The organism is Paracidovorax citrulli (assembly GCF_900100305.1).
In the GTDB taxonomy this organism is placed as follows: Bacteria; Pseudomonadota; Gammaproteobacteria; order Burkholderiales; family Burkholderiaceae_C; genus Paracidovorax; species Paracidovorax citrulli.
Genome location: NZ_FNEY01000005.1, coordinates 156,057 through 180,975, shown reverse-complemented (window position 1 = coordinate 180,975; position 24,919 = coordinate 156,057). Strand labels below are relative to the sequence as shown.

Annotated in this window: 17 protein-coding genes and 1 tRNA gene; 13 read left to right on the top strand and 5 right to left on the bottom strand. The window is 68.5% G+C overall.

All coding sequences use genetic code 11. The features are described from left to right. Positions 1 to 31 precede the first annotated feature (31 nt). The 3 genes from BLR99_RS05430 to BLR99_RS05420 form a co-directional block, all read right to left on the bottom strand. A tRNA-Leu gene (locus BLR99_RS05430) sits at positions 32 to 118 on the bottom strand. 127 nt (positions 119 to 245) lie between these two features. Next, positions 246 to 3,449 carry an efflux RND transporter permease subunit gene (locus tag BLR99_RS05425; RefSeq protein ID WP_011794602.1) on the bottom strand — a complete coding sequence of 1,068 codons (3,204 nt, stop codon included), beginning with the start codon at positions 3,447 to 3,449 and terminating at the stop codon, positions 246 to 248. 7 nt (positions 3,450 to 3,456) lie between these two features. Further along, positions 3,457 to 4,611, bottom strand: a complete 1,155-nt coding sequence (locus BLR99_RS05420) for an efflux RND transporter periplasmic adaptor subunit (protein ID WP_228193866.1) — start codon at positions 4,609 to 4,611, stop codon at positions 3,457 to 3,459. A gap of 264 nt (positions 4,612 to 4,875) precedes the next feature. On the opposite strand from BLR99_RS05420, the gene hpnC reads away from it, so the two are divergent. Further along, on the top strand, positions 4,876 to 5,799 hold the full coding sequence (gene hpnC / locus BLR99_RS05415) for a squalene synthase HpnC (RefSeq protein ID WP_377703424.1): 924 nt from the start codon (positions 4,876 to 4,878) through the stop codon (positions 5,797 to 5,799). Positions 5,800 to 5,885: 86 nt separating this feature from the next. Here the strand turns inward: hpnC and BLR99_RS05410 are convergent, their stop codons facing one another. Further along, positions 5,886 to 6,554, bottom strand: coding sequence for a hypothetical protein (locus BLR99_RS05410; protein ID WP_011794605.1), 669 nt, complete (start codon positions 6,552 to 6,554; stop codon positions 5,886 to 5,888). Positions 6,555 to 7,074: 520 nt separating this feature from the next. Further along, entirely contained in the window at positions 7,075 to 7,557 is a 483-nt protein-coding gene (locus BLR99_RS05405; RefSeq protein WP_011794606.1) for an Hcp family type VI secretion system effector, read from the bottom strand. Between the two features lie 568 nt (positions 7,558 to 8,125). Here BLR99_RS05405 and BLR99_RS05400 point away from each other — a divergent pair. From BLR99_RS05400 to tssC, 12 genes are all read left to right on the top strand, one after another. Beyond that, the gene (locus BLR99_RS05400; RefSeq protein ID WP_046060257.1) at positions 8,126 to 10,111 is read left to right on the top strand and encodes a serine/threonine-protein kinase; all 1,986 of its coding nucleotides are present in this window, start codon (positions 8,126 to 8,128) and stop codon (positions 10,109 to 10,111) included. Positions 10,112 to 10,217: 106 nt separating this feature from the next. Continuing rightward, positions 10,218 to 10,718 carry a TssQ family T6SS-associated lipoprotein gene (locus BLR99_RS05395; protein WP_017439898.1) on the top strand — a complete coding sequence of 167 codons (501 nt, stop codon included), beginning with the start codon at positions 10,218 to 10,220 and terminating at the stop codon, positions 10,716 to 10,718. A gap of 21 nt (positions 10,719 to 10,739) precedes the next feature. Beyond that, complete coding sequence (gene tagH / locus BLR99_RS05390; RefSeq protein WP_011794609.1) at positions 10,740 to 13,073, top strand: type VI secretion system-associated FHA domain protein TagH; 2,334 nt, start codon at positions 10,740 to 10,742, stop codon at positions 13,071 to 13,073. Beyond that, complete coding sequence (locus tag BLR99_RS05385; protein WP_041827282.1) at positions 13,070 to 13,858, top strand: PP2C family protein-serine/threonine phosphatase; 789 nt, start codon at positions 13,070 to 13,072, stop codon at positions 13,856 to 13,858. Before tagH ends, BLR99_RS05385 begins: the two co-directional genes overlap by 4 nt. Before the next feature lie 43 nt (positions 13,859 to 13,901). Beyond that, complete coding sequence (gene tssJ / locus BLR99_RS05380; protein WP_011794611.1) at positions 13,902 to 14,465, top strand: type VI secretion system lipoprotein TssJ; 564 nt, start codon at positions 13,902 to 13,904, stop codon at positions 14,463 to 14,465. A gap of 41 nt (positions 14,466 to 14,506) precedes the next feature. After that, entirely contained in the window at positions 14,507 to 15,841 is a 1,335-nt protein-coding gene (gene tssK, locus BLR99_RS05375) for a type VI secretion system baseplate subunit TssK (RefSeq protein WP_011794612.1), read from the top strand. A 14-nt stretch (positions 15,842 to 15,855) separates the two neighbouring features. After that, entirely contained in the window at positions 15,856 to 17,208 is a 1,353-nt protein-coding gene (locus BLR99_RS05370; RefSeq protein ID WP_085947483.1) for a DotU family type VI secretion system protein, read from the top strand. A 3-nt stretch (positions 17,209 to 17,211) separates the two neighbouring features. After that, positions 17,212 to 20,841, top strand: a complete 3,630-nt coding sequence (gene tssM, locus BLR99_RS05365) for a type VI secretion system membrane subunit TssM (RefSeq protein ID WP_011794614.1) — start codon at positions 17,212 to 17,214, stop codon at positions 20,839 to 20,841. Further along, positions 20,823 to 21,536 carry a type VI secretion system-associated protein TagF gene (tagF, locus tag BLR99_RS05360; RefSeq protein ID WP_011794615.1) on the top strand — a complete coding sequence of 238 codons (714 nt, stop codon included), beginning with the start codon at positions 20,823 to 20,825 and terminating at the stop codon, positions 21,534 to 21,536. Before tssM ends, tagF begins: the two co-directional genes overlap by 19 nt. 46 nt (positions 21,537 to 21,582) lie before the next feature. Further along, positions 21,583 to 22,623: a type VI secretion system protein TssA gene (gene tssA, locus BLR99_RS05355; protein WP_011794616.1), complete on the top strand. Its 1,041-nt coding sequence runs from the start codon at positions 21,583 to 21,585 to the stop codon at positions 22,621 to 22,623. 162 nt (positions 22,624 to 22,785) lie between these two features. Further along, entirely contained in the window at positions 22,786 to 23,334 is a 549-nt protein-coding gene (tssB, locus tag BLR99_RS05350) for a type VI secretion system contractile sheath small subunit (protein WP_011794617.1), read from the top strand. A 13-nt stretch (positions 23,335 to 23,347) separates the two neighbouring features. Beyond that, complete coding sequence (gene tssC, locus BLR99_RS05345) at positions 23,348 to 24,847, top strand: type VI secretion system contractile sheath large subunit (RefSeq protein ID WP_011794618.1); 1,500 nt, start codon at positions 23,348 to 23,350, stop codon at positions 24,845 to 24,847. Positions 24,848 to 24,919: the final 72 nt, after the last annotated feature.

Here is a 24,919-nt window from a genome sequence, read left to right as displayed (position 1 = left end):
CCGTGCCGGGACCGCCTCACCGTGTTGTTCGTGGTGCGCGGGGGGGGACTCGAACCCCCACACCATTGCTGGCGTCAGGACCTAAACCTGGTGCGTCTACCAATTTCGCCACCCGCGCTTTTTCCACTTGGCTTTCCGCCCGCTGTTCCCAGCGGGCTACCGACAAAAAGCGGCGGACCCGGGGGACCGCCGCTGCGTGAAATTGGTCAACCTTCGATTTTACCCTGTCGGCGAAGCGTTCCCGGTCAGGCCGGTCGTGGTGGCCGCGTTTCGGGCCGCCTCACGCGGAACCACGCGGCGTACATCGCAGGCAGCGCCAGCAGCGTGAGCACCGTCGCGACGATGAGCCCGCCCATGATGGCGACAGCCATCGGCCCCCAGAAGACACTGCGCGACAGGGGAATCATCGCCAGCACGGCAGCGGCAGCGGTGAGCACGATCGGGCGCAGCCGGCGCACCGCGGATTCCACGATGGCGTCCCACGCCGGCACGCCGCGTGCGCGGTCGCTCTCGATCTGGTCGATGAGGATGACGGAGTTGCGCTGGATCATGCCCATGAGCGCGATCACGCCCAGCAGTGCCACGAACCCGAAGGGCCGGCCGAGCAGCAGCAAGGCGCCCGCCACCCCGGCGATGCCGAGCGGGCCGGTGAGGAACACCAGCAGGGCGCGGCTGAAGCTGTGCAGCTGGAGCATGAGCAGCGTGAAGGTGATGAACAGCATGATGGGCACGCCCGCCGCGATGGAGGCGGAGCCCTTGGAGCTTTCCTCCACGGAGCCGGCGACCTCGATCCGGTAGCCGGCGTCTCCCGATGCATGCCATTGGGCTTCCAGCTGGCGCAGGCCGGGCAGCAGCGCCTCGGTGACGGTAGCGCCCTGGAGTCCTTCGATCACGTCGCCTTGCACCGTGATGGCGTACTCGCGGTTCTGCCGCCACATGACGCCCGGCTCCCAGGCGAACACGGGGCGCGCGATCTGGGTCAGGGGAATGGCCTTGCCCGATGCGGTGGGAAGGTAGGCGTTCGCGATGTCCGTGATGGCCTGCCGCTCGTCCGGCGGCTGCCGGAACACGATGTCGATCAGGCGGTCGCCCTCCCGGTACTGGCCGACGGTGGTGCCGGTGAACACGGTGCGAGCGGCCTGGGCGATGGACTGGCTGGTGACGCCGAGCGCGCGCGCCTTGTCCTGGTCGATCTCCAGGCGCATGGTCTTCACGGATTCGTTCCAGTTGTCATTCACGCCGAGCATCTGCGGGTGTTCGCGCAGGATCTTGCGCACCTCGTCCGCATGCTGGCGCAGCCGCGCCGGATCGTTGCCGATCACGCGGAACTGCACCGGATACGCCACGGGCGGACCGTTGGGCAGCAGCTTGACGCGGGCCCGCACTTCGGGAAATTCCTGCGCCAGCATCGCCGGCAGCGCGTGCCGCAGCGCTTCGCGCCGTGCCAGGTCCTGGGGCAGCAGGATGATCTGCGATACGTTGGATTGCGGGAATACCTGGTCCAGCGGCAGGTAGAAACGCGGCACGCCCGAGCCGATCCAGGTGCTGACCGAGTGCACGCCGGGCTCCTCGACGAGGCGTTTTTCCATGCGCTTGAGCACGGCCTCGTTCGCGGCGAACGAGGTGCCCTCGGGGAACCATGCGTCGATCAGGATTTCCGGGCGGCTGGAGTCGGGGAAGAATTGCTGCTGGACGCGCCCCATGCCCATGATGCCCAGCGCGAAGAGCAGCAGCGTGACGCCGATGGTGATCCAGCGGTGCTCCACGCATGCATCCACGGCGCGGCGGAAGGTGTTGTAGAAAGGGCTGTCGAAGACCTCGTGCGGCCCTTGTGCCGCCCCCTGGGCGGTTCCGGACGGATGGTCTTGCGCCTTCGGGTGCTCGGGCACCCTGAGCAGCAGCGTGCCCAGGTACGGCACGAAGTACACCGAGACGAACCACGACAGTACGAGCGCGATCACGGTGACCGCGAAGATCGCGAAGGTGTACTCGCCGGTGACCGACTTGGCGATGCCGATGGGCAGGAAGCCCGCCGCGGTGATCAGGGTGCCGGTGAGCATCGGCATGGCCGTGATCTCGTAGGCGAAGGTGGCGGCGCGGACCTTGTCGTAGCCTTCTTCCATCTTCCGGACCATCATCTCGACGGCGATGATGGCATCGTCCACCAGCAGCCCGAGGGCGATGATGAGCGAACCGAGGGAGATCTTGTGCAGCCCGATCTTCCAGTACCACATGGCCAGGAAGGTCACGGCCAGCACCAGCGGGATCGTGATGCCCACCACCAGGCCGGGGCGGATGTCCAGCGTCCAGCGGCGCCACAGCGGATGGCTGCCGGGGCGCTTGTGCAGGCCGAGGCTCAGGAAGCTCACGGCGAGCACGATCACGACGGCCTCGATGAGCACCTTGACGAACTCGTTCACGGACGACGACACGGCGCGGGGCTGGTCCTGCACATTCACGAGGCGCACGCCGGCCGGCAGGGTCTGCTCGATGCGGCGCGCGGCCGCGTGCAGTGCTTCGCCCAGGCGGATGATGTCGCCGCCCTTGGCCATCGACACGCCGAGCGCGACGACTTCCCGGCCCTGGTGGCGCACCTTGATGGAGGGCGGGTCGATGTAGCCACGGCGGACCTCGGCGATATCGCCCAGCCGCAGTTGTGCGCCGGAGGCGCCCCGGATCGGCATCGCGCGCAGTTCCTCGACGGCGCCGAACTGTCCGGCCACGCGGATCTGCACCTGGTCCTGCGGGGTCTGGACGGTGCCCGCGCTCTCGACGGCGTTCTGCTGGCCGAGCTGGTTCAGGATCTGGTTCATGTCCAGGCCGAGCTGGGCGAGGCGCTTCTGCGAGATCTCGATGTAGATCTTCTCGTCCTGGATGCCGAACTGCTCGACCTTGGCCACGTCCTTCACGCGCAGCAACTGCTGGCGGATGTCGTCTGCGAAGGTCTTGAGCTCGGCCGGGCTGAAGCCTTCCGCTTCGATGGCATAGATCACGCCGTAGACGTCGCCGAATTCGTCGTTGAAGAACGGGCCCTGCACGCCCTGGGGCAGGGTGGCGCGCATGTCGCCGATCTTCTTGCGCACCGTGTACCAGACGCCGGGCACCTCGCCGGGCGGCGATGAATCCTTGAGCTCGAAGATGATCTGCGACTCGCCCGGCTTGGAGTAGCTGCGCATGCGGTCTGCGTACGGCACTTCCTGCAGGGTGCGTTCGAGCTTGTCGGTGACCTGTTCCGCCACCTGCTGCGCGGTGGCGCCGGGCCAATAGGTGCGCACCACCATGGCGCGGAAGGTGAAGGGCGGGTCCTCGTCCTGGCCGAGCTGGAAGTAGGCGCCCACGCCCAGCAGCATGAGCACCACCATGAGGTAGCGCGTGAGGGCGGGGTGGTCCAGCGCCCATTTGGACAGGTTGAATCCGCCGGTGGGCGGCTGCTGCGTCGCGTTTTCCATGGGGGCCTCAGCGTGCGGTGGCGGAGGCCGCGGGCGCGGCGCCGGATGCGGCCGGAACCGGTGCGGAAACGGGCGTGGTGGCCGGAGCCTCGCCGCCACGGGACGCGCGCGGCTGGTAGACCAGCACCTTCTGCCCCGGAGAGAGCACGTGCACGCCGGCAGCCACCACCTGCATGCCCGGCGCAAGGCCGCTGCCCACCACCACCTCGTTGCCGTCGGCGCTCGCGATCTGCACGGCCTGCGAGCGCACCGTGCCGCTGGCTGGCTCGTAGACCCAGACGGCGGTCTGCGCGCCTTCCTGGCGCAGCGCGCTCGTCGGCAGCTTGATGGCCTGCGGCCCTTGCTGCGCGGCCCCGTCGGGCGTCACGTAGGCGGTGGCGCCCAGGGGCGGGGGCGTGTCGGATTCGATGGCGACCTTGGCCAGGAAGGTGCGCGTGACCGGATCGGCACTCGCGGCCACTTCGCGCACCCGGCCCGGCAGCGCGCCGCCTCCCGACCAAGTGCGGACGGTCACGGCCTGCCCAGGGCGCACGCGGGCGAGCCGGTCTTCGGGCACCGAGAACACCACGTCGCGCGGCCCGTCCTGGGCGATCCGCACGACCGGCGTGCCGGCCGCGACCACCTGGCCGGGCTCGGCGTCGATGCCGGTGACCACGCCGGCGGCATCGGCCACGAGCCGCGTGTACTGCGTCTGGTTGCTCTGCGAGGCCGCCTGGGCCCGGGCCTGTTCGAGCGAGGCTTCGGCGGCCTTCAGCGTGGCCGAGCGCCGGTCGAGCTCGGCGCCGCTGATGAAGTTCTGCGCCTTGAGCGCGGAAAAGCGCTGGTAATCCGCCGCCGCCAGATCCCGCTGGGTCTGCGCCGATGCCACCTGGGCACGCGCCGCGTCCGCGGACAGCTGGTAGTCGCGCGGATCGATCTGCGCCAGCACCTGGCCGGCCTGCACGCGCTGTCCGAGTTCCGCCTGCCGCTGGACGATCTTGCCCGCCACGCGGAAGCCCAGGCGCGATTCGATGCGGGCGCGCACTTCGCCGGCATATTCCGCATGCGTGTGGAGCGACGACGTGCCGACGGTGAGCAGCTTGACCGAGCGCACGGGCTCCGGCGGCGGCTCCTTTCGGGAACAGGCCCCGAGTGCCAGGACCGCCGCGACGGAGGCGATCATGGCCCACTGCCGGCTGAGCACGGGCTGCCACGAAAAAGCCCCACGGAGGGGCTGGAGGGGGCGGGTGCGCCTGGAAGTCCGGGGCTGCGCGGAAAGCGGCATGGTGGTTCCCGAGGAGGGCGGTTAATGACTGACTGGTTAGTAATCTAGGTGAAAGCCTCGGCAGCGTCAAGCGACAATCGCCGGGTGACCACGCCACATTCCACGCGCCGCGACGCAGACATTCCCGAGGCGGCAGCGCCTGAACCGCCTGCAGCGCCCAACCTGCCCGCCACCCCGCCCGCCACGCGGGTACCGGAAGGCTTCCAACCGGCGGCGTCGTCGCGCCCCCCGGAAGGGGATGCGGAATGGCGCGCGCAGCCCGTCACGCATTACGAGAATTTTCCGGTGGCGTCCTGGCTGTGCCCACCGGCACTGCGCGAGCCGATCGCCGCGATCTACGGCTTTGCCCGCACGGCCGACGACATCGCGGACGAGGGCGATGACACGCCTGCAGAGCGGCTGGAGGTACTGGCGGAATACACCACGGAACTGCACCGCATCGCCGCGGGCCACCCACCCGGAGCGCGGTGGGCGGCGGTGTTCGGCCCGCTCCAGAGGGCGATCCGTGCACACGCGCTTCCCGTCCCGCTGCTGGCGGACCTGTTGAGCGCTTTCACCCAGGACATCGTGCGGACGTCGGCCGGCCTCACCTATGCGCATCGGGATGAACTGCTCGACTACTGCCGGCGGTCCGCCAACCCGGTGGGGCGGCTGTTGCTGCACCTCTACGGCATCGGCGATGCCCGGGCGCTGGCCCGCAGCGATGCGATCTGCACCGCGCTGCAGCTCATCAATTTCTGGCAGGACTTCAGCGTGGACCTGCCCCGCGGACGGCATTACCTCACCGATGCCGATCTGGCGCGCTTCGGCATCGACCGCGCGCTGCTGCAGCGTCAGCCGACCGATCCGCGGGCGCGTGCCCTGGTGGCCGACAACGCGGCGTGGGCACGGGCGCTAATGGAGGAGGGCGCCCCGCTCGTGCACCAACTGCCCGGCCGCATCGGTTGGGAGCTGCGCCTCGTGGTGCAGGGCGGGCTGCGCATTCTCGACAAGGTCGAAGCCCTGCGCGGCGACAGCCTCGTGCGCCGGCCGGTGCTGGGGGGCTTCGACTGGCTGCGGATGGTGGCCCGGGCCGTGGCGATGTGACCCGGCAGGCGCGGCACCGTCGGGTGGAGCCTGCGCCGCCTTCCCTACCTGCCGGCGCGCTCCGCAGGCATGGCGGGCGATGCCGCTCAGGGGCGTGAAGCGTCTGCGGCGGTGTAGGCCCCGGACTTGTTCCGGGGCGGTTGCACGACGAGGGTGCTGTAACCCCGGTAGGTGCCGGTTTTCGATTCGTCCGACACCCAGACGATCCACTCCGGCTTCCGGCCTTTGCCCGGGGCGACGGTGGCCACCACTTCCAGCCGGAAGCGCTGGTCCGGCGTCTCGACCGCGACGACGGCGCCTTGGGCATGCGAGGCTCCGGGAAGCACCGTCTTGACCGTATGGCGCTTCGCATCGGCGCGGTTGCGCAGCGATGACGGGAACGTCCGCACATCGAGCCTGTCATGGAGCGTTCTGGCCCGGCGCGCGGCGACCCCGGCCTTCTCCGCGGCGAAGGGCTTGCCGGCCACCAGGTGCAGGGCGTCGCACAGCAGGTATTCGCCGCGGATCTCGAAGTTGCGTTCCGACTCGACGGGGCGGCTCTTCGGCAGCAGCTCCGCATATTCGCGGCAGTTGCGGGCCGACTCGCCGTTGTCGAATGCGAGCGGCGTGCGCGCGGCCTGAAGGGCTGCCTCGGGGTTCTGCAGCGCGGCCAGCAGTTCCGGGTTGGCGACGCGCACGGTGGGGGCGGGGGCCCCGGCAGCCTGCAGGGTGCCGGCAGCCAGCGCCGCGGCCGCCAGGACGATCCATCGTTTCATTTGATTTTCTCCGGCAGTGCGGCTTCCTTGCCGTGCCGGGTAGGCCTTTGGACGTCAGGTAGGGTTTGAGCTTGGCGAAAGGGCTGGCGAGGCCGAGGTTTTTCAGGTCGTTCTCGGACCTCTGGCCGAGATCGACCCGGTCGCGATCTTCGCGCGGCTCTTGCTGACTTTCTCCGCCGGTACGTAGCCGGTCGTCTGCGGGCCGCCTTCCAGGGCGCTCAGGAAGGCGTGGTCGATTTGTTCTGGCAGAAGGGGCCCTTTGGAAGGTAATCAGCCGCCGCGTATTCGTGGAAGCGCGCGATTTGCCGCGCATGCGCAATCGGCCGGTACGGCAGGGCGCCGGGAGATAACTCTGCGAATAACGGGGATCGGCGAATACGCCGAACACTGGCCTGCCGACTGCCGCGCCGCCCCGAATGGCAGGCAGGTGGTTCCAGTGAGAATGCATGCAATTTATTTATGCATTGCATGAAAAAAGCCGGAGCCTTTGTGAAGGCTCCGGCTTTTGCGAAGCGAAGAATCAGGCTTCTTTGTTTTCCTTGATGTTCCAGCCGGCCGAGCTTTCTGCACCCTTGCCGCCCTGGTTCGTCTGTTCCCAGTATTGGGTCTTGATTTTGGCGGCCTGGAATGCGTAATTCACCAGGACGGCATCGCTGCCGTCGGTGCCGCTGACGGTGACGCTCGTGACCAGCACGTCGGTGAGCGTGATCTTGCTGAATTCGATCTGCGTGCCGCCGGCCTTGCACATCGAGATCTCCACCTGACCCAGGTGCTTGCCGGAGGAGCAGTGCTTGAGCACGGCCGGGTAGGCCTTGTCGATCTTGGCCACGACGTTCAGGTCGTGGAAAGTGACCTTGCCGGCGCCGGCGCCGCTGCCCGTGGCCATCGAGTTGGGTTGCGTCGCGCCCCAGGTGAAGGAGCGGATGTCGGTCCAGCTCTTGTGGTTGGCGTCTTGTGATTCGCCGCTGGCACCTTCAACCTTCATGAACATATCGACGGACATGGAATGCTTCCTTTTGATGGACTGCGCGTACGCGCTTTGAAAGATAAAAATGGAACCGACCCGCTCGCATCGCGGTGGCCTGTTCCTCACGAACGGGGCCTTTCGCCAAAGAGCCCTGACCATATTCGCCTGGAGCATCCCCCCTCCCAGGGGCTGCGCGAGGCGATCAGGCATGCTTCTTCGGGTGCCTAGTTGCGCCGCCGATGATAGGGAGGGGCGGTTCGTTTGAAAATACTCCAATTTTCAACATTGTTTAGTTTCAGGAAACAAAAGAAACAATTTGTCTTTTTGTTCGACGGGGACCGGGATGGCAGGGGCGTGTCACATGTTCCCGTTACACTTGCCGGTCCCCCGTAGAGCCCCGCTTTCCCGGTGCCTGGCGGGGTCAACGAGACGGCGGCGGGCGATACACTTTTCCGCCATCTCCATACAGACTAGAAACAGCCGGCTGGGAGTGATGCCTTGACTTTGGTGCTCGACATGCAGGAGACGGGATTTCGCGGCGGGGCCCTGCCCGGCGGCCGGCGACGTTCGCGCCGCCCGCAGCGGTGCTTGGAAGCGTGAACTCATGGACAAGGAATTCAGTGGCTCCGCGAACTGCCTGGGCCCCGGCGTGCAAGTCGGGGAGTACCGGCTGAACGATGTCGTGGGCGAGGGGGGGTTCGGCATCGTCTACAAGGCGCGCGACCTGAGCCTTGACCGCATCGTGGCGATCAAGGAGTACATGCCCGCCACCCTGGCCGGCCGCAAGGATGGCAACGAGGTGCATGTGCGGTCCCAGCACCGCGGCGCTTTCGACGCGGGACTGCGCAGCTTCATCAACGAGGCGCGGCTCCTGGCCAAGTTTTCCCATCCGGCGCTGGTGCATGTGTACCGGTTCTTCGAGGCCAACGGCACGGCCTACATGGTCATGCAGTATTACGAGGGGCAGACCTTCCGCTCCTTCCTGGCACAGCAGCACACGGTGGACGAGGCCTGGCTGTCGGCGGTGCTGGTGCCCATCCTCGACGTGCTGGAGATGCTCCACGCGGCAGACTGCTATCACCGCGACATCGCGCCGGACAACATCTTCCTGCAGGAATCGGGCATGCCGGTGCTGCTGGATTTCGGCGCGGCGCGGCGCATCATCGGCGATATGACCCAGGCGCTGACCATGGTGCTCAAGCCCGGCTTCGCGCCCATAGAGCAGTACGTGGACGACGGTGCGATGCCCCAGGGGGCGTGGACCGATATCTATCAGCTGGGTGCGGTGCTCTACCAGGCGATCACCGGGCGTCCTCCCGCGACGTCGGTCGCGCGGATGATCAACGATCCGCTGGCCCGGCTCACGCCGGAGAACTGCCCGGGGTTCAGCGCGCGTTTCCTGCACGGTGTGCAGAGCGCGCTCGCGGTCAAGCCGCAGGACCGGCCGCAGGGCATTGCCGAGCTGCGGCAGTTGCTGGGTCTCAAGACCGTGACCATTTCCTGGCCGCATGCTTCCGCGGCGGCCGCCGGTGCGGAGGTGGCGGTCCGGGCGTCGGAGCCGGTGCCCGAGGCATCCGCAACCTCTCCGGCGCTGCGCCCCGTGGAGGCCGTGGCTTCCATGATCCCTTCGCATTTGGCCCCTGCCGGTGCCCACGGCGCCGGCGCGGAACGCCGCGTGGCCGAGGATGACGCCTTCCTGCAACCCACGCAGCCGATGCCGCTGCAGGACATCCCGCCTTCGAGGATGGAGCCGTCCGCTGCCGCCGTCGCGTCGGAGATGCACGGCGACGGCGGCCACCGTGGCGAAAAGCCGGCCTCCCGGGCGGCAGCCGCGTCCTCCGCTGGCGCCAGAGCCGCTGCGCCTGCCGTGGCGGCGTCCGTTCCGGTGCCTTCGAAGTCCGGGCGACCTGCCTGGCTCGTGCCGTTGCTGGCGGTGCTGGCGCTGCTGCTGGTCGGTGGCGTGTGGTGGACGGTGCAGGCATCCAGCGAGGCGGCAGCGCGCGAGCGGATGGCTGTGCAGGAGGCGAGCCAGTGGGAGCTGGCTTCCCGCATCAATACCGTGGAATCCGTGCAGGCCTATCTGAGCGCGTTCCCGAACGGTGCCCATCGAATGCAGGCCGAAGAGGCCCTGACCCAGCTGACCGCGCGTTCGCTGCAGGCGACGGCCGTTCCCGCGGCCCAGGATGCCGCAGCCTCTGCACCTGCCGTGGTGGCGTCCGCGGCGTTGCCGCCGGCGGAGCCGGCGTCGCGCGCCAGCGCACCCGCGGCGGCGGCCCTTCCTGCGGCATCGGCGGCGCATGCGGGCCCGGCACCGGCTGCTTCGGTGCCTGCCGCGGAGGATTCCGCGCGGTCCCCGCGGACGGCCGGCCGCGAGGCGGAAAACACCGGCAGGGTGATCCTGCGTGTCATGCCATGGGGCAACGTCACCGTGGACCGGGTTCCCGTCGGTACCACGCCGCCTCTGACCCAGTTGACCCTGTCGGAGGGCTTCCACCGCATCGAGCTTTCCAATCCGGCATCGCAAACGGTCACCCGGATGGTGCAGGTGCGGCGGGGCGAATCCGTGGTGCTGACCCACAAATTCGAGTGATTTCGTTCCGGTGGCCGGATCTCCGGCCGGCGGGGCGTGGAAATACGGGACGGTGTCTGGCGGCCGCGGCCGCTGGTGCACCTGCCATTTTTTTGACGAGGTAAGCATGGCATCTAAGACGAAGCTCATTGGTGGAATGTGCCTGGTGGGCATCTTGCTGAGCGGCTGCGAGACGCCCCCTGCGGGCCAGGCGGGCGGCGGCCAGGCGCAGGCGGAAGGAACCGCTGCCGGCGCGGACGGCAAGGAAGCAGTGAAACCGAAAGACCCGGCTGCCTTGAAGGAAGAGGCGCTCTCCCAGGCGCTCGACGTCTATGCGGACGGCCGGTACGACGAGGCCATCGCTGCCCTCACGCCTTTGAGCACCGCGCCCGAGCTGCCTTCCGCATCGCAGGTCAAGGCCTACAAGTTCATCGCGTTCAGCCATTGCGCCCTGGGACGGCTGCGCCAGTGCCGCCAGAATTTCGAAACAGCGCTGCAGCAGGATCCCGGCTTCCAGTTGAGCGATGTCGAGAAGGGCCATCCGGTCTGGGGCAAGGAATTCAACGCCGCGCGTGCGGTGGTCACCATGCGCGCGAAGCGCGCCCTCCCGGCCAAGAAGGCGCCCTGACCCCGGCGGGTCGTAGCGGACATGGACAAAGTCGAACTCAGGGTCGTCCGCCATGCGGACGAAGCGGTGGACCGCTTATGGACGGCGGTATTCGGCGTGGCGGGCGGAACGATCGGCCGCGGAGGGCAGAACAAGCTCGTGCTGTCCGACAGCGATGCGGGTGTCGCCCGCGTGCATGCGATGGTGCGCATCGAATCCGAGGCCGCCTTCATCGCCAATCTCTGCGAGCGCCGGTCGATTTTCGTGGCGGGTGCCGAAGTGCGCTCGGGCGAAGAGGTGCGCCTGGCAGTGGGGGACGAGGTCCGCATCGGGCCCTACGTCCTGCATTCCGTCGTGCCGGGCTCGCCCTTCGTTCCCGTGGCGGCTGTTCCTGCTCCAGTTCCGGCTCCCGCCCCCGAACCCGTATCTGCGCCCGCTCCGGTAGCGAATCCGTCGTCCCCGGCCTCTGCCGCCGGCGTGCCGGTTCCCGTTTCCGTTCCCGTAGCCATTCCGGTGGCGAACGTGCCGCAGGGCGAGGGGCTGACTGTCGTGCCGTCGCCGCCTGTGGCGATGCCTGCGGCCGGAACGGGAGAAGGCCTGGCGGCGGCCGCGGCCTCTGCGGAGGAAGACGACAACCCCTTCGCGATGCTTGGTCGCGTGGAAGGGCCGGCCATCGCCGCCTCGGCCCCGTCCCGGGCCCCGGCGCCGGCCGCCTTGCCCACGGCCTCGACTGCGCCCATACCCGCGTTCGGCCCCGTGCCCGCCGACGCACCTGTGCCGCCATCCCGGTCCGCGTCCATGCCTGCCCCGGACGGGGTCCATGGTTTCGCCGCGTCGCCCGCATCGGCGATTCCGGTGCCTTCCGACCAGGGTCGGCAGGACAATGCCTGGTCCCCGGCGGTGCCGCAGGACAGGCCCGCCGCGGCACCGGCCCCCCGGGCCCTCGTCATTCCGGAGGACTTCGATCTTTTCGCGGTGGACCCCCGCAAGGGCGAGGAGAAAAAGGATGCCTGGGGGAGCGGTTTGCAGGCTAAGAGCCTGAGCGAGATCGCCAACATGCGGCACGACGAACTGCTGCAGTCGCTGCCGGCCAGCGGCGCGAAATTCGCGCACGACATGGACAACCCGGCCCATGCCGGGCTGCCCAAGGCGCTGGACCCGCGCGACGAACTCGACCCGCTGCGGCTCTTCACGGGCGGCTCGGATGCGGCCTCGGCACTGGTGCCCGAACGTTCGGCGATGGTGCTCGGTTCGGGGTCCGACCTGTCTCAGTCGTTCAGCCTTCCGAGGGGCGTGCAGGCGCCGGTGGGGCCGGGGCTCCCCGGCGCGGCAGAGGTGCCGGGAAGTTCCCCGCCGGTCGTCCAGGGCGCCGGCACGAACCCGGGCATGGCGTCCGCCGCGCCACCGGCCCCTCCGCTGGAGGGCCTGCAGCGTGTGGAAGGACTCGACCTTGGTGCCTTCGGCTCCGGTTCCGCTTCGGCCGATCCACTGGGCTGGCCGCCCGTGGAGAGCGGGCCCGCCCCCGCTGCTGTCGACGTGCTGCCGCAAGCCACGCTTTCCGGGCTGGCTGCCGGCGATGCGAAGGCCGTGCCCATCGAGGAGGTGGCGCTGGCGCATGTTCCTGCCGCGGCCGGCACGCCTGCTCCAGTCCCGGCGCCGGCCCCCGCGCCCGCTCCTGCGCCCACCGCCTCCCACGGCCCGGCTGGGGAAGAGGGCACCCCGAAGTCGCCCCTGGCTCCGGTGCTGCCGGAACTGGAAGCCGCTTCGCCAGCGGAGTTGCAGTCGCTGATCGCCGCCTTCCTGGAAGGCGCGGGGGTGCTGCAGAAGAAGGTCGAGCCGCAGAAGCTCAGTCCCGAGTTCATGCGATCGTTCGGGGAAGCCTTCCGCGTGGCCGTGCAGGGCACCATCGACCTGCTGGCCGCCCGCTCCGAGATCAAGCGCGAATTCCGCGCAGGCGTGACGGTGATTTCCTCCGGCGCGAACAATCCGCTGAAGTTCCTGCCGACGCCCGAGGGCGTGGTCATGCAGATGATCGGGCAGAATTTCCCGGGGTTCATGAAGCCGATCCCCGCCATGCAGGAGGCCTACGACGACCTGCGGGTCCACCAGGTGGCCCTGATGGCCGGCCTGCGCGCGGCCTACGCCGAGGCGCTGGAGCGTTTCGATCCCGCGGCCCTGGAGCAGCGCACCGACGTGACCGGTGGGGTGTTCGGCAAGCTGTCGGCCACGAGCCGCAAGGCAGCGCTGTGGGACGAGTACAAGCGCAATTTCGCCGAGATCCGGCGCGGCGCCGAGGACGACCTGGCGGCCTTCTCTGGCCAGGCCTTCCTGGAGGCCTATGAAAACGCCGAGGCGGCGGCGAAGGCCAGGACGTGATCTTCCATATCGCAGGCGAGGAGTTCCGGTTCCGGGTGATGGCGGCTTCGCTGTCGGAAAAGGGCGGCCGGGAGGTGAACGAGGATTTCCTGGGCATGGTGGACATGGGCCACCGCGGCCTGTGCTGCGTGCTGGCCGACGGCGCGGGCGGGCACGGGCACGGCGGGCTGGCGGCCCGGATCACCGTGAACGCGGTGCTCGAGGGCTTCGGTCACAACCCGCTGTTCGCGCCCGCGGGCCTGGCCTCGCTCATTTCGCTGGCCGAGCATGCGGTGGCCGGCGCGCAGCCGCTTTCGATTTCGCGCAAGCACATGAGCGCCACCGTGGTGCTGCTGTGCATCGATCGCAAGACCGGGCGCGCGCTCTGGGCGCATTGGGGGGATTCGAGGCTGTACTGGTTCAGGGACCAGAAGGTGCTTCAGATCACGGAGGATCACAGCGTCGTGCAGCAGCTGTTGCATGCGGGCGTGTATCGCAACCAGGATCCGCGGCGGCTGCCGAACCGCAGCGTGCTGGCGGGTGCCATCGGCGCGGAATCGCAGATCCCGCCCACGGTGCTCCCGCGGCCCATCGAGCTGGCGGCCGGCGATGCGTTCCTGCTCTGTTCGGACGGGCTCTGGGAGGGGCTGGACGAAGAGCAGATGGAGAGCGCCCTGCGTCACAGCCAGTCCCCGCAGGAGTGGCTGGAGCAGATGGAGGCGGCCGTGCGGGCCCAGGCCAAGTCCTACCAGGACAACTTCAGCGCCCTCGCGGTCTGGGTCGCGGACAGCGAGGATGGCGCCTGACAGGGCGGATGTGGCGTTTTCACCGGAACCTAAGGAGTCGGATATGCATCGGGAAGCGATGGCACGGAAGGGATTCATCAGGGCGGGGCTCGCGGCCGCGGCGGCGGCATGGCTGCTGGGCGGCTGCGGCATGATCAGCAACCTGAACCGCCCGCAGGAGGCCCCCACGGCCGTGCCGCCGGCCGTGTTCGAAATCGTCGCGGACCCTGGCGTCAACCCCGATATCCACGGCACGCCCAAGCCCATCCTGCTGAGGATTTACGAACTGCGCGCGGCGGCGGCTTTCGACCGGGCAAGCTACCTGGACCTGCAGGACAAGGACGAAGCCCAGCTGGGGGCCGATTTCGTGCGGCGCGAGGAGATCCTGCTGCAGCCGGGCGAGCGGCGCACCATCGAGCGCAAGGGCAGTGCGGATGTCCGCACCTTCGCCGTGTTCGCAGGCTACCGCGACCTGGAGCGCAGCACCTGGCGCGCGACCGCGGGCGCTCCCAACTCCGTGGAGATGCGCCGCCGCTGGTGGGGCCTGGGCGAAACCGAGCGGCTCAAGCCCGTGCAGTACCGCATCACAGTGGGCAAGGATGCGGTGAAGATCCAGACCGCTCCTTAAGCATCAAAGAACGAACACATAACGAAAGCCTGAAATCCACCATGGTTTGGCAGCGCAAGGTCGTCTGGGCCGAAGGGATGTTCCTTCGCCCGCAGCATTTCCAGCAACAGGACCGCTACACCGATTTCCTCGTGCAGGCCCGCACGTTGCCGGCCCAGTTCTTCTTCTGGGGCTTCTCCAAGCTGGCGCTCGATACGGAGCTGCTGGGGCTGGGCAAGCTGGGCCTGCTGTCCGGAGAGGGCGTGCTGCCGGACGGCACGCCGTTCAGCTTTCCGCACCATGACCAGGCGCCCGCCGCGCTGGCGATCGGCAAGGACGTCAAGGACACGGTCATCCACCTGGCCCTGCCGATGCGGCGCAGGGCCGGCGCGGAGGTGACGCTGGGCGCGCCCGGCGGCGCTTCGGTGCGCTATGCGGCCGAGGTGGCGGAAGTCCCGGACGTCAACGACATGGGCGCCCAGGCGGCCGAGGTGCAGATCGGGAACATCCAGCTGTCGCTGCGCGCCGCGCAGGACGTCACCGACGGATGGGTGAGCCTGCCCGTGGCCCAGGTGGTGGAGCGCAGGGCGGACGGATCGCTGCTGCTGGATCCGTCCTTCATTCCCACGGTGGTCAACAATTCCGAGATGTCGGGGCTGGCCACCTACTGCCGCGAGCTCTTCGGCCTGCTGCGGCAGCGGGGCGCGGCGCTGGAAGAGCGACTGAGCCAGCCCGGACGGGGCGGCGTGGGGGAGGTCGGCGATTTCCTGATGCTGCAGTTCCTGAACCGCTGGGAGCCGGCGGTGGAGCACTGGGTGCGCGTGCGGGCCATCCACCCCGAGCGGCTGTTCGACGATCTGCTGAAGATGGCCGGCGAACTGGCGACGTTCACGCGCGAGCAGCGCCGGCCCGCGGCCATGCCGACCTACGACCACGACGATCTGCGCAGCTGCTTCCTGCCCCTGATGCTCGAATTGCGCCGGGGGCTCTCCTCGGTGCTGGAACAGAACGCGATCCAGATCGAGTTGCAGGAACGCCAGTACGGCGTCCACGTGGCGCTCATCCCGAGCACGGAACTGCTCACCAGCTGCGACTTCGTGCTGGCGGTGCATGCGCAGACCGCCGTGGAGTTCCTGCGGGCGCATTTCCCCACGCAGATCAAGATGGGGCCCGTGGAACGCATCCGCGACCTCGTGAACCTGCACCTGCCCGGCGTGCCGTTGCGTTCGCTGCCGGTCGCGCCGCGCGAGATCCCTTACCACGCGGGCTATTCCTACTTCGAGCTGGACACGGGACACGACCTGTGGCGCCAGTTGCAGAACTCGGGCGGCCTGGCGCTGCACGTCTCGGGAGGCTTCCCTGAGCTGCAGCTCGAAATGTGGGCCATACGGCGCTGAAAGCGGACATGTCCATGCAGAACTCCGTCAACGTTTTCGCCGCCGGCCATCCGGGCCAGCCCGCCGGGGCCATGCCCGCGTCCGCACCTCCCGGCGGCACCGGTGCCGAGCCCGGCACCAAGCCGTCGGGCCTGCCCGATGTCGTGAGCGGCGGCAATCCGCTCGTGGCCGCGGCCAATACCCTGCTGAACCTCATTCCGCAGATCCGCCGCATGGCGACCAATCCCGATCCCGCGGCATTCCAGCACTACCTGCTCGAATGCATCCGGCATTTCGAGAGCCGGGCGGGCGGCGCGGGCGTGCCGATGGAAACCATCATCGGCGCGCGCTACTGCATCTGCACCGCGATCGACGAGGCGGCGGCCCAGACACCGTGGGGCGGTTCGGGCGTCTGGCCGCAGTACAGCCTGCTCGTGGCGCTGCACAACGAAACCTGGGGCGGGGAGAAGTTCTTCCAGCTGCTGTCCAAGCTGGTCCAGACGCCCCACCAGCACATCGACCTCATCGAGCTCATGTACTTCTGCCTGATGCTCGGCTTCGAGGGACGCTATCACGTCATCGACAACGGGCGCAGCCAGCTCGAGAGCCTGAAGGCCCGGCTGCTGCAGGTGATCGAGAGCACCCGCGGGGACCGCAGCGGGGCGCTGTCCCTGCACTGGCGCGGCGTGCAGCGCGCGGCGGTGCCGCCCTGGAGCCTGGTGCCGTTCTGGGTGGCGGCCGCGCTGACCCTGCTCATCGGCTTCCTGATCTTCCTCTGGTTCAACTACCGGCTGGCATCGCGCTCGGACGAGCTGTTCGCCGCGATCAATGCCATCCGCCTGCCGAAGATGCCCTCCGTGGTGGCCGTGGCGCCACCGAAGCCGCGCCTGCGCCAGTTCCTGGAGCCCGAGATCCGCGAAGGCCTGGTCGAGGTGAACGACCAGGCGGACCGCAGCATCGTGACCCTGCGCGGAGATGGCCTGTTCGATCCAGCGTCCACCGAAGTCAAGCCGCGCTATGTCGCGGTGATCCAGCGCATCGCGTCCGCGCTCAACGAAGTGTCCGGCAAGGTGGTCGTGAACGGCTATTCCGACAACCAGCCGATCCGCACGGCACGCTTCCCTTCGAACTGGCACCTGTCGCAGGAGCGGGCCCAGGCCGTCGCGGCCATGCTGCAGAGGACCATCGCCGACGGGTCCCGCCTGCGGGCCGAAGGCCGTGCCGAAAGCGACCCGATCGCCCCCAACAGCACGCCGGAAGGCCGGGCGCTGAACCGCCGGGTGGAGATCGTGCTGATGGTCCCGCCCCAGGCCCGCGATGCCGAGCTGCAGCTGACTCCCGGCCCGGCTGCGGCCGGCACGCCCGCCCCCGGCAATCCGAAGAACTAAAACATGCTGCGCAAGATCTTTTCATTCTTCTTCAACCGGTTCACGCTGGTGCTGTGCGGCCTGGTGCTGCTCAGCCTGCTGGTCTGGTTCGTCGGTCCGCTGGTCTATATCAAGCCCTACCAGCCGCTCGAGAGCGAGGCGGTGCGCGGCTGGATCATCGCCGCGCTGTTCGGCATCTGGTTCCTGCGGCTGTTCATCCGGTGGTGGCGGGCCAAGGAGATGAATGCACGCCTGCTGGGCCAGCTGGCCCGCATCGGCGCATCGGATGCCTCCGCCCCCGAGGCCGGTCCCGGCAAGGAGGAGGTGGCCGAACTCGAGAAGCGCTTCAAGGAGGCGGTCGATGTCCTGGGCAAGACCCGCTTCGGGCAGACGGAGCAGGGCTGGTTCGGCCGGCTGTCCCGCCGCTACCTCTACCAGTTGCCCTGGTACCTCATCATCGGTTCTCCGGGATCCGGCAAGACCACGGCACTGGTCAATTCGGGCCTCGATTTTCCTCTGGCCGCCCAGTTCGGCAAGGCGTCGATCCGCGGCGTCGGCGGCACGCGCAACTGCGACTGGTGGTTCACCGACCAGGCCGTGCTGCTGGATACCGCCGGCCGCTACACCACGCAGGAGAGCGACGAGGCGCAGGACAGTGCCGCCTGGTCGGGGTTCCTCGGCCTGCTGCGGCGCTTTCGCGGGCGGCAGCCCATCAACGGGGTGCTGGTCACCCTCAGCGTGCAGGAGCTGCTGAGCGGCGGCGATGCGGAGCGCGAGCGCCTGGCCCGGCTGATCGGCCTGCGCCTGGCCGAGCTGTGCGAGGGGCTGTCCATCAAGTTCCCGGTGTACGTGCTGGTCACCAAGACCGACCTGCTGGCCGGCTTCAACGAGTTCTTCGGCAACATGACCCGCGAGGAGCGGGCACAGGTCTGGGGCTTCACCAATCCCTATGTGGAAGGGCAGGCGCAGGAAGACCCGGGGCTGCAGTTCCGCAAGGAATTCGACGGCCTGGCCGACCAGATCAACCGGTTGCTGCCGCAGCGCCTGCTGGCGGAGCCCGACCTCGCGCGCCGTGGCCAGATCTATGGCCTGCCGCAGCAGTTCGTCGGCCTGCGGGACGTGGTCCAGCAGACGCTGTCCACGATCTTCGCGTCCTCGCGTTTCAAGGAAAAGCCGCTGTTCCGCGGCGTCTATTTCACCAGTGGCACGCAGGAGGGCATGCCGTTCGACCGGGTGCTGTCCGCCCTGTCGCGGCGCTTCTCGGTGGCGCCTCCGGCCCATCCCGCCGGGGAAGGGCGCGCGGGCAAGAGCTATTTCATCGAGACCCTGCTCAAGGGGGTCATCTTCAACGAGGCCGGGCTGACGGGACGCAATGCCAAGAAGGAGCGCCAGTTGCGGCTGCTGCAGGCCGCCGGCTTTTTCGCCCTGGCCGCGGGGCTGGCGGGCGCCACGATCGCCTGGACGATCAGCCACGGCAACAACCAGAAATACCTGGACGAGGTGGCCGCGAAGGTGCCCACGCTCAAGCAGGCGGTGGAGGAATCCCGCGACGCGGATCCCGAGAACATGGTGGCGCTGCTGCCGCTGCTGAACCACGCCGAGGCCCTCGCCGTGAGCCAGCGCTACACCGGCGATTCGCCGCCGCTCAGCTGGCGCTACGGATTGCTGCAGGTGCCCAAGGTGCAGACCGCTGCCGACGCGACCTACATGCGGCTGCTGGAGGATGCGTGGCTGCCCCGCCTCGCGCGGCACCTGCGCAATTCGCTGCAGCAGGCCTCGACGGCCAACCCCGAGGCCAGCTACGAGGCGCTCAAGGTCTATCTGATGCTCTACGATCCGGAGCGCTTCAACCCCCGCGTGGTGAAGGCCTGGATGCTCAACGAGTGGGAAGCCACGCTGCCCCCGGCCCTGGTGCAGTCGGGCATGCTGGACCAGCTGGCGCACCACCTCGACCGGCTCATGGAAGACCGTGCCCTGGTTTCGCCGATTCCGATAGACCAGCCGCTGGTGGACGAGGTGCGCCAACGGCTGGCGCAGCTGTCGCCTGCGCAGCGGGCCTACAGCCGGCTGAAGCAGTTGCTGACCACGGGCACGGCGCTGCCGCCGGACTTCACGCTGGTGCGGGCCGCCGGCCCCGAGGCGCCGCAGGTGTTCACGCGGCGCAGCGGCAAGCCGCTCACTCAGGGGATTTCTGGACTGTTCACCTACGACGGCTACTACGGCGTGTTCTCGCATGAGCTGCCCAAGGTGACCTCGCTGCTGGCGCAGGAGGAAACCTGGGTGCTGGGCAAGGCGCAGGGGCAGCGCAGCGTGGCCAACGAGGTCATGACCGGGCAGCTCGCGCTCGAGGTCAAGCGCCTCTACCTCATGGAGTACGCCAAGGTCTGGGAGGACTTCCTCGCCGATGTGCGGCCCGTGCAGGTGGCGTCGCTCGACCAGGCCGGCGAGCAGGCGCGGCTGTATTCGTCCGCCAATTCCAGCCTGGAGCAGTTCATCCGCGCGGTGGCCAAGGAAACCACGCTGGGTCAGAAGCCGGGGGCCGGCGGCAGCAGCACCAGCAGCTGGCTGGGCGAGAAGATCAACCGCATCAAGGAGGAGCAGGAGCAGCTCAGCCGCCTCACCGGCAAGCGGGTGAACATCGGCGGGCTCGCGGCCAGCACCAACCTCGAGGCCGATCTGGTGGACTTCCGCTTCCGCGAATACCGCCGTCTCGCCACCTCCAACGGATCGGGCCCGGCGCCCATCGCCGCCAGCCTGCAGGTGCTCAACGAAGCCGCCGCGGTCATCTCGTCCGCGCGCCAGCAGATCAGTGCCGGCGGCACCGTGCCGCCGTCGCTCTCGCCGGCCCTGGAGCGCGTGCGCATGGAGGCCAAGCGCGTGCCGCCGCCCCTCAACACCATGTACGAGGATCTGGCATCGTCCACGTCGGCCATGGTAGGCCGCGACGTGCGTGCCACCGTGGGCAGCAACCTCAATGCCACCATCGGGACGTTCTGCCGCAGGGCGATCGGCGGCCGCTATCCCTTCACCAAGGGATCGGCCAGCGACGTGACGAGCGACGACTTCGCCAGCCTGTTCTCGCCGGGCGGCATGATGGACGAGTTCTTCCGCAACACCCTGCAGCCGATGGTGGACATCTCCACCACCCCCTGGCGCTTCCGCCAGGGTGTCGATGGGACGCCGGTCGGTGGATCGGCCGCGCTGGCCTCGTTCCAGCGCGCCGCGACCATCCGCGACGTGTATTTCCGGGCGGGCGGCAAGGTGCCGTCCATCCGCATGGACATCAAGCCGCTGGAAATGGACGCCTCCATTTCGCAGATGGTGCTGGACATCGACGGCGAGGTGCTGCGCTACCAGCACGGCCCGCAGATCCCGAAATCGATGGCCTGGCCCGGCACCCGGGGCACGGGCCAGGTCCGCCTGCAGATCACCGGGGGCGGTGCCGAGAACACGGGCCTGGTGACCGAGGGACCCTGGGCCGTGCACCGTTTCTTCGACAAGGCCCAGATTCTGCCGGGCAGCACGCCCGAGCGCTTCGTCGCCGCCTTCGATATCGGCGGGCGCAAGCTGCGCTTCGAGGTCACCACGGGCAGCGTGCTCAACCCGTTCCGTCTCAAGGCCATGGAGGAGTTCGCGTGTCCTGGCAATCTCTGATGCCGTGGTCCCGCGCGCAGCCGCGCGTGGCCTGGTTCGGGAAGCTGCCCGGCCAGGGAGACTTCGTGGGCCGGCGCATGCCCCGGGCCATGAGCGGCGCCTGGGACGAATGGCTGAGCCACGGCCTGGGGCACCTGCGGTCCACCGCGCATGGCGACTGGGAGCGCACGTTCACGCAGGCGCCGCTGTGGTCCTTCGTGGCCAGCGGCGGCAAGGGCGCCGCTCCGTCGTGCGGCGTGCTCGCCCCCAGCATCGACCGCGTGGGGCGCTGCTATCCGCTCACCGTGATGGCGGTGGGCGAGGGCGGCCGGCAGTCGCTGGCCGCCGATGGCGTGCTCGGGCAGTTCTTCTCGGAGGCCTGCGATGCGGTCATCGAGGCGCGCAGGCTGGCCCTGCCGGCGGACGCGCTCGACACCCGCCTGTCCAGGCTGCCATGGCCCTTCGCCGCCACGGCGCCGGACGGCAGGGGGCAGGGCGGCGACATGGCGGGCATCCTCTCCGATCTCGGCATGGGCGGGACCGCCGGGCAGGGCGAGGCGATGTTCTCCCGTGGGCGGGACATCCTGCGCGCGGGACAGGCCGCCAGCTTCTGGTGGTCCTACCCGCCCGGGGCCGGCGGCCGCAGCTGCGAGCACTGGGGCGTTCCCAATGAAAGCCTGTTCCTGCGTCTTTTCGGCGGAGGCCCGAATGCATAAGCGCACGCCAGCAACGCGCGGGGCGCATTGAACCGACAACCCCATCATGATCGACATCGAAGAGCTTCTTGAACCCACGGCGGACACGCCGCCCTGCGGGCCGGATCTCACCTACGACGCGGAGTTCCTGGCCCTGGAGACCGCGGCCACCGGCAAGCCGGAGCAGCAGTTCGGGGACACGGTGATCCCCGCCGAGCCACCGGACTGGCGCGACGTGGAGCGCCGCGCGCGCGCGCTGCTCGTCCGCACGAAGGATGCGCGCGTCGCGGCCTTGCTGTGCCGGGCACTGACCAACGTCCAGGGCGTGCGCGGCATGTCGCAGGGCGTGCAGCTGATGGCCTGGATGTTCGCCCGTTACTGGGACGGCCTGCATCCGCTGCCCGAGGATGGCGACCACTTCATGCGCATGAACGCCGTGTCGTCGCTCAACGAGATCACGGGCCAGCTGCGCGACCTCCGCCAGCAGGACTTCGTGCGCCTGCCCGGCGGCACCATCAGCGTGCGGGACGCGGAGTCGGTGGCGCGGGGGGCGACCGCCGAGGGCGGCCTGCGGATATCGCTCGATCAGTTGCGGGTGGCGCTGGCGCAGGCATGGCAGCAGGGCGATGAGTCGCTGCGGGCCTGGAGCACGGCCAGCGAAGCGCTGCGCAGCCTGCAGACGACGTTCCGCGACCGGCTGGAAAGCACGCAGGTGCCGGACCTGGAGCAGTTCCAGTCGCTGCTGGTGGTCCTGAACGACCTGGTGCCGCATGCGCCCATCGGCATGGCCGATGCCGCCGCGGCATCGCCGGAGGAAGGGGCCGTTCCTGGCGCCGGCGCCGTTCCGGCGGGAGGTGTCGCGGCCGGCGATGCCGGCGGGGTAGCCGCCAGGCCGGCAGGGATCAGGACCCGCGACGACGCGCTGGCACAACTGCTGCTGGTGGCCGAATTCCTGGAGCGCACCGAGCCCACCAATCCGGCGCCGCTGCTGATCCGCCGCGCGGCCAAGCTGATGGGCCTCAGTTTCCTCGACATCCTGAGGGAGCTTTCTCCAGACAGCGTCAGCCAGGTCGAGACGATCACGGGAGGACAAAATCCGCCATCCTGATTTGGAAAACGAAATGTAACAGCGGTATTTTGTTGCCCGCTGGATACTTGTTCAGCAGGCACGCTGCCGGACGAGGTGGTGGAGGGCCCGCCGTGCGCCAGGCACAGGCGGTGAAGGCCGGCCGATCTCTGTTTTTAGCCTTACGAGAGAGAAGATTTCACTATGGTGACCTTAAGCAAGACCGGCAAGAGCGGTCAGAAGTTCATTGCCCGCAATCGCGCCCCACGCGTTCAGATCGAATACGACGTCGAGATCTACGGCTCCGAGAAGAAGGTGCAGATTCCCTTCGTCATGGGCGTGATGGCGGACCTCTCCGGCAAGCCGGTGGATCCCCTGCCGGAGATCGCGGACCGCAAGTTCCTCGACATCGACATCGACAACTTCGATGCGCGCATGAAGTCGATCAAGCCGCGCGCGTCCTTCAACGTGCCCAACACGCTGACGGGCGATGGCCGCCTGCACATCGATCTGACGTTCGAGAGCATGGACGACTTCTCCCCGGCCGCCATCGCGCGCAAGGTGGGGGCGCTCAATTCCCTGCTGGAAGCCCGCACCCAGCTGCACAACCTGCTGTCCTACATGGACGGCAAGCAGGGCGCTGAGGAACTGATCAGCAAGGTGCTGAAGGACCCGGCGCTGCTCAAATCGCTGGCCGCGATGCCCAACCGGCCCGCCGGCGGCGTGACCGAGAAGACCGACGACGCTCAGTGAAAGGGACAGCCGCATGAACACGACGACTTCTCTGGACGCGGTGCAGGGCACCCAGACGCTCGAGGGCAGCGAATTCACCTCGCTGCTGCAGAAGGAATTCAAGCCCAAGACCGACCAGGCGCGCGAGGCGGTCGAATCGGCCGTGCAGACGCTCGCGCAGCAGGCGCTGGCGGCCTCGGCCACGCTGTCGGACGATGCATACCAGACCGTCCAGGCCATCATCGCCGAGATCGACCGCAAGCTCTCCGAGCAGATCAACCTGATCATCCACCACAGCGATTTCCAGCAGCTCGAGGGCGCATGGCGCGGCTTGCACCACCTGGTCCACAACACCGAGGTGGACGAGCTGCTCAAGATCCGCGTGATGAACATCTCCAAGAAGGAGCTGCACCGGAACATGCGCCGCTTCAAGGGCGTGGGCTGGGACCAGAGCCCGATCTTCAAGAAGGTGTACGAAGAGGAATACGGCCAGTTCGGCGGGGAGCCGTTCGGGTGCCTGGTGGGCGACTACTATTTCGACCACAGCCCGCCGGACGTGGAACTGCTCGGCGAGATGGCCAAGGTGTCCGCCGCCGCCCACTGCCCGTTCATCGCCGGCGCGTCTCCCGCGATGATGCAGATGGACTCCTGGCAGGAGCTGGCCAACCCCCGCGACCTGACCAAGATCTTCACCAACACCGAATATGCCGCGTGGCGCAGCCTGCGCGATTCCGACGACTCGAAGTACATCGGCCTGGCGATGCCGCGCTTCCTCGCGCGCCTGCCTTACGGCGCGAAGACGAATCCGGTGGACGAGTTCGACTTCGAGGAGGAAACGGCCGGCGGCGACCACAGCAAGTACGCCTGGGCGAACTCCGCCTATGCGATGGCCGTGAACATCAACCGCTCGTTCAAGTACTACGGCTGGTGCACCTCGATCCGCGGGGTGGAGTCCGGCGGCGCGGTGGACAACCTGCCGGCGCACACCTTCCCGACGGACGACGGCGGCGTGGACATGAAGTGCCCGACCGAGATCGCCATCAGCGACCGGCGCGAGGCCGAATTGGCCAAGAACGGCTTCATGCCGCTGGTGCACCGCAAGAACTCCGACGTCGCCGCCTTCATCGGCGCGCAGTCCCTGCACAAGCCGGCCGAATACTACGATCCGGACGCCACGGCGAACGCCAACCTGTCGGCGCGCCTGCCCTACATGTTCGCGTGCTGCCGCTTCGCGCACTACCTCAAGTGCATCGTGCGCGACAAGATCGGCTCGTTCAAGGAGCGCTCCGACATGGAGCGCTGGCTCAACGACTGGATCATGAACTACGTGGACGGCGACCCGGCCAACTCCTCGCAGGAAACCAAGGCCCGCAAGCCGCTGGCCGCGGCCGAGGTGCAGGTGGCCGAAGTGGAAGGCAACCCGGGCTACTACACGTCCAAGTTCTTCCTGCGCCCGCACTACCAGCTCGAAGGCCTGACCGTGTCCCTGCGGCTGGTGTCGAAGCTGCCGTCGGTGAAGCAGGCGGGCAACTGACCCTTCGGGGCGCGCGGCAGCCTGCTGCCGCGCCCGTTGGCGGCAGGGCGGCGTGGCGGGGCGCGCCCCTGC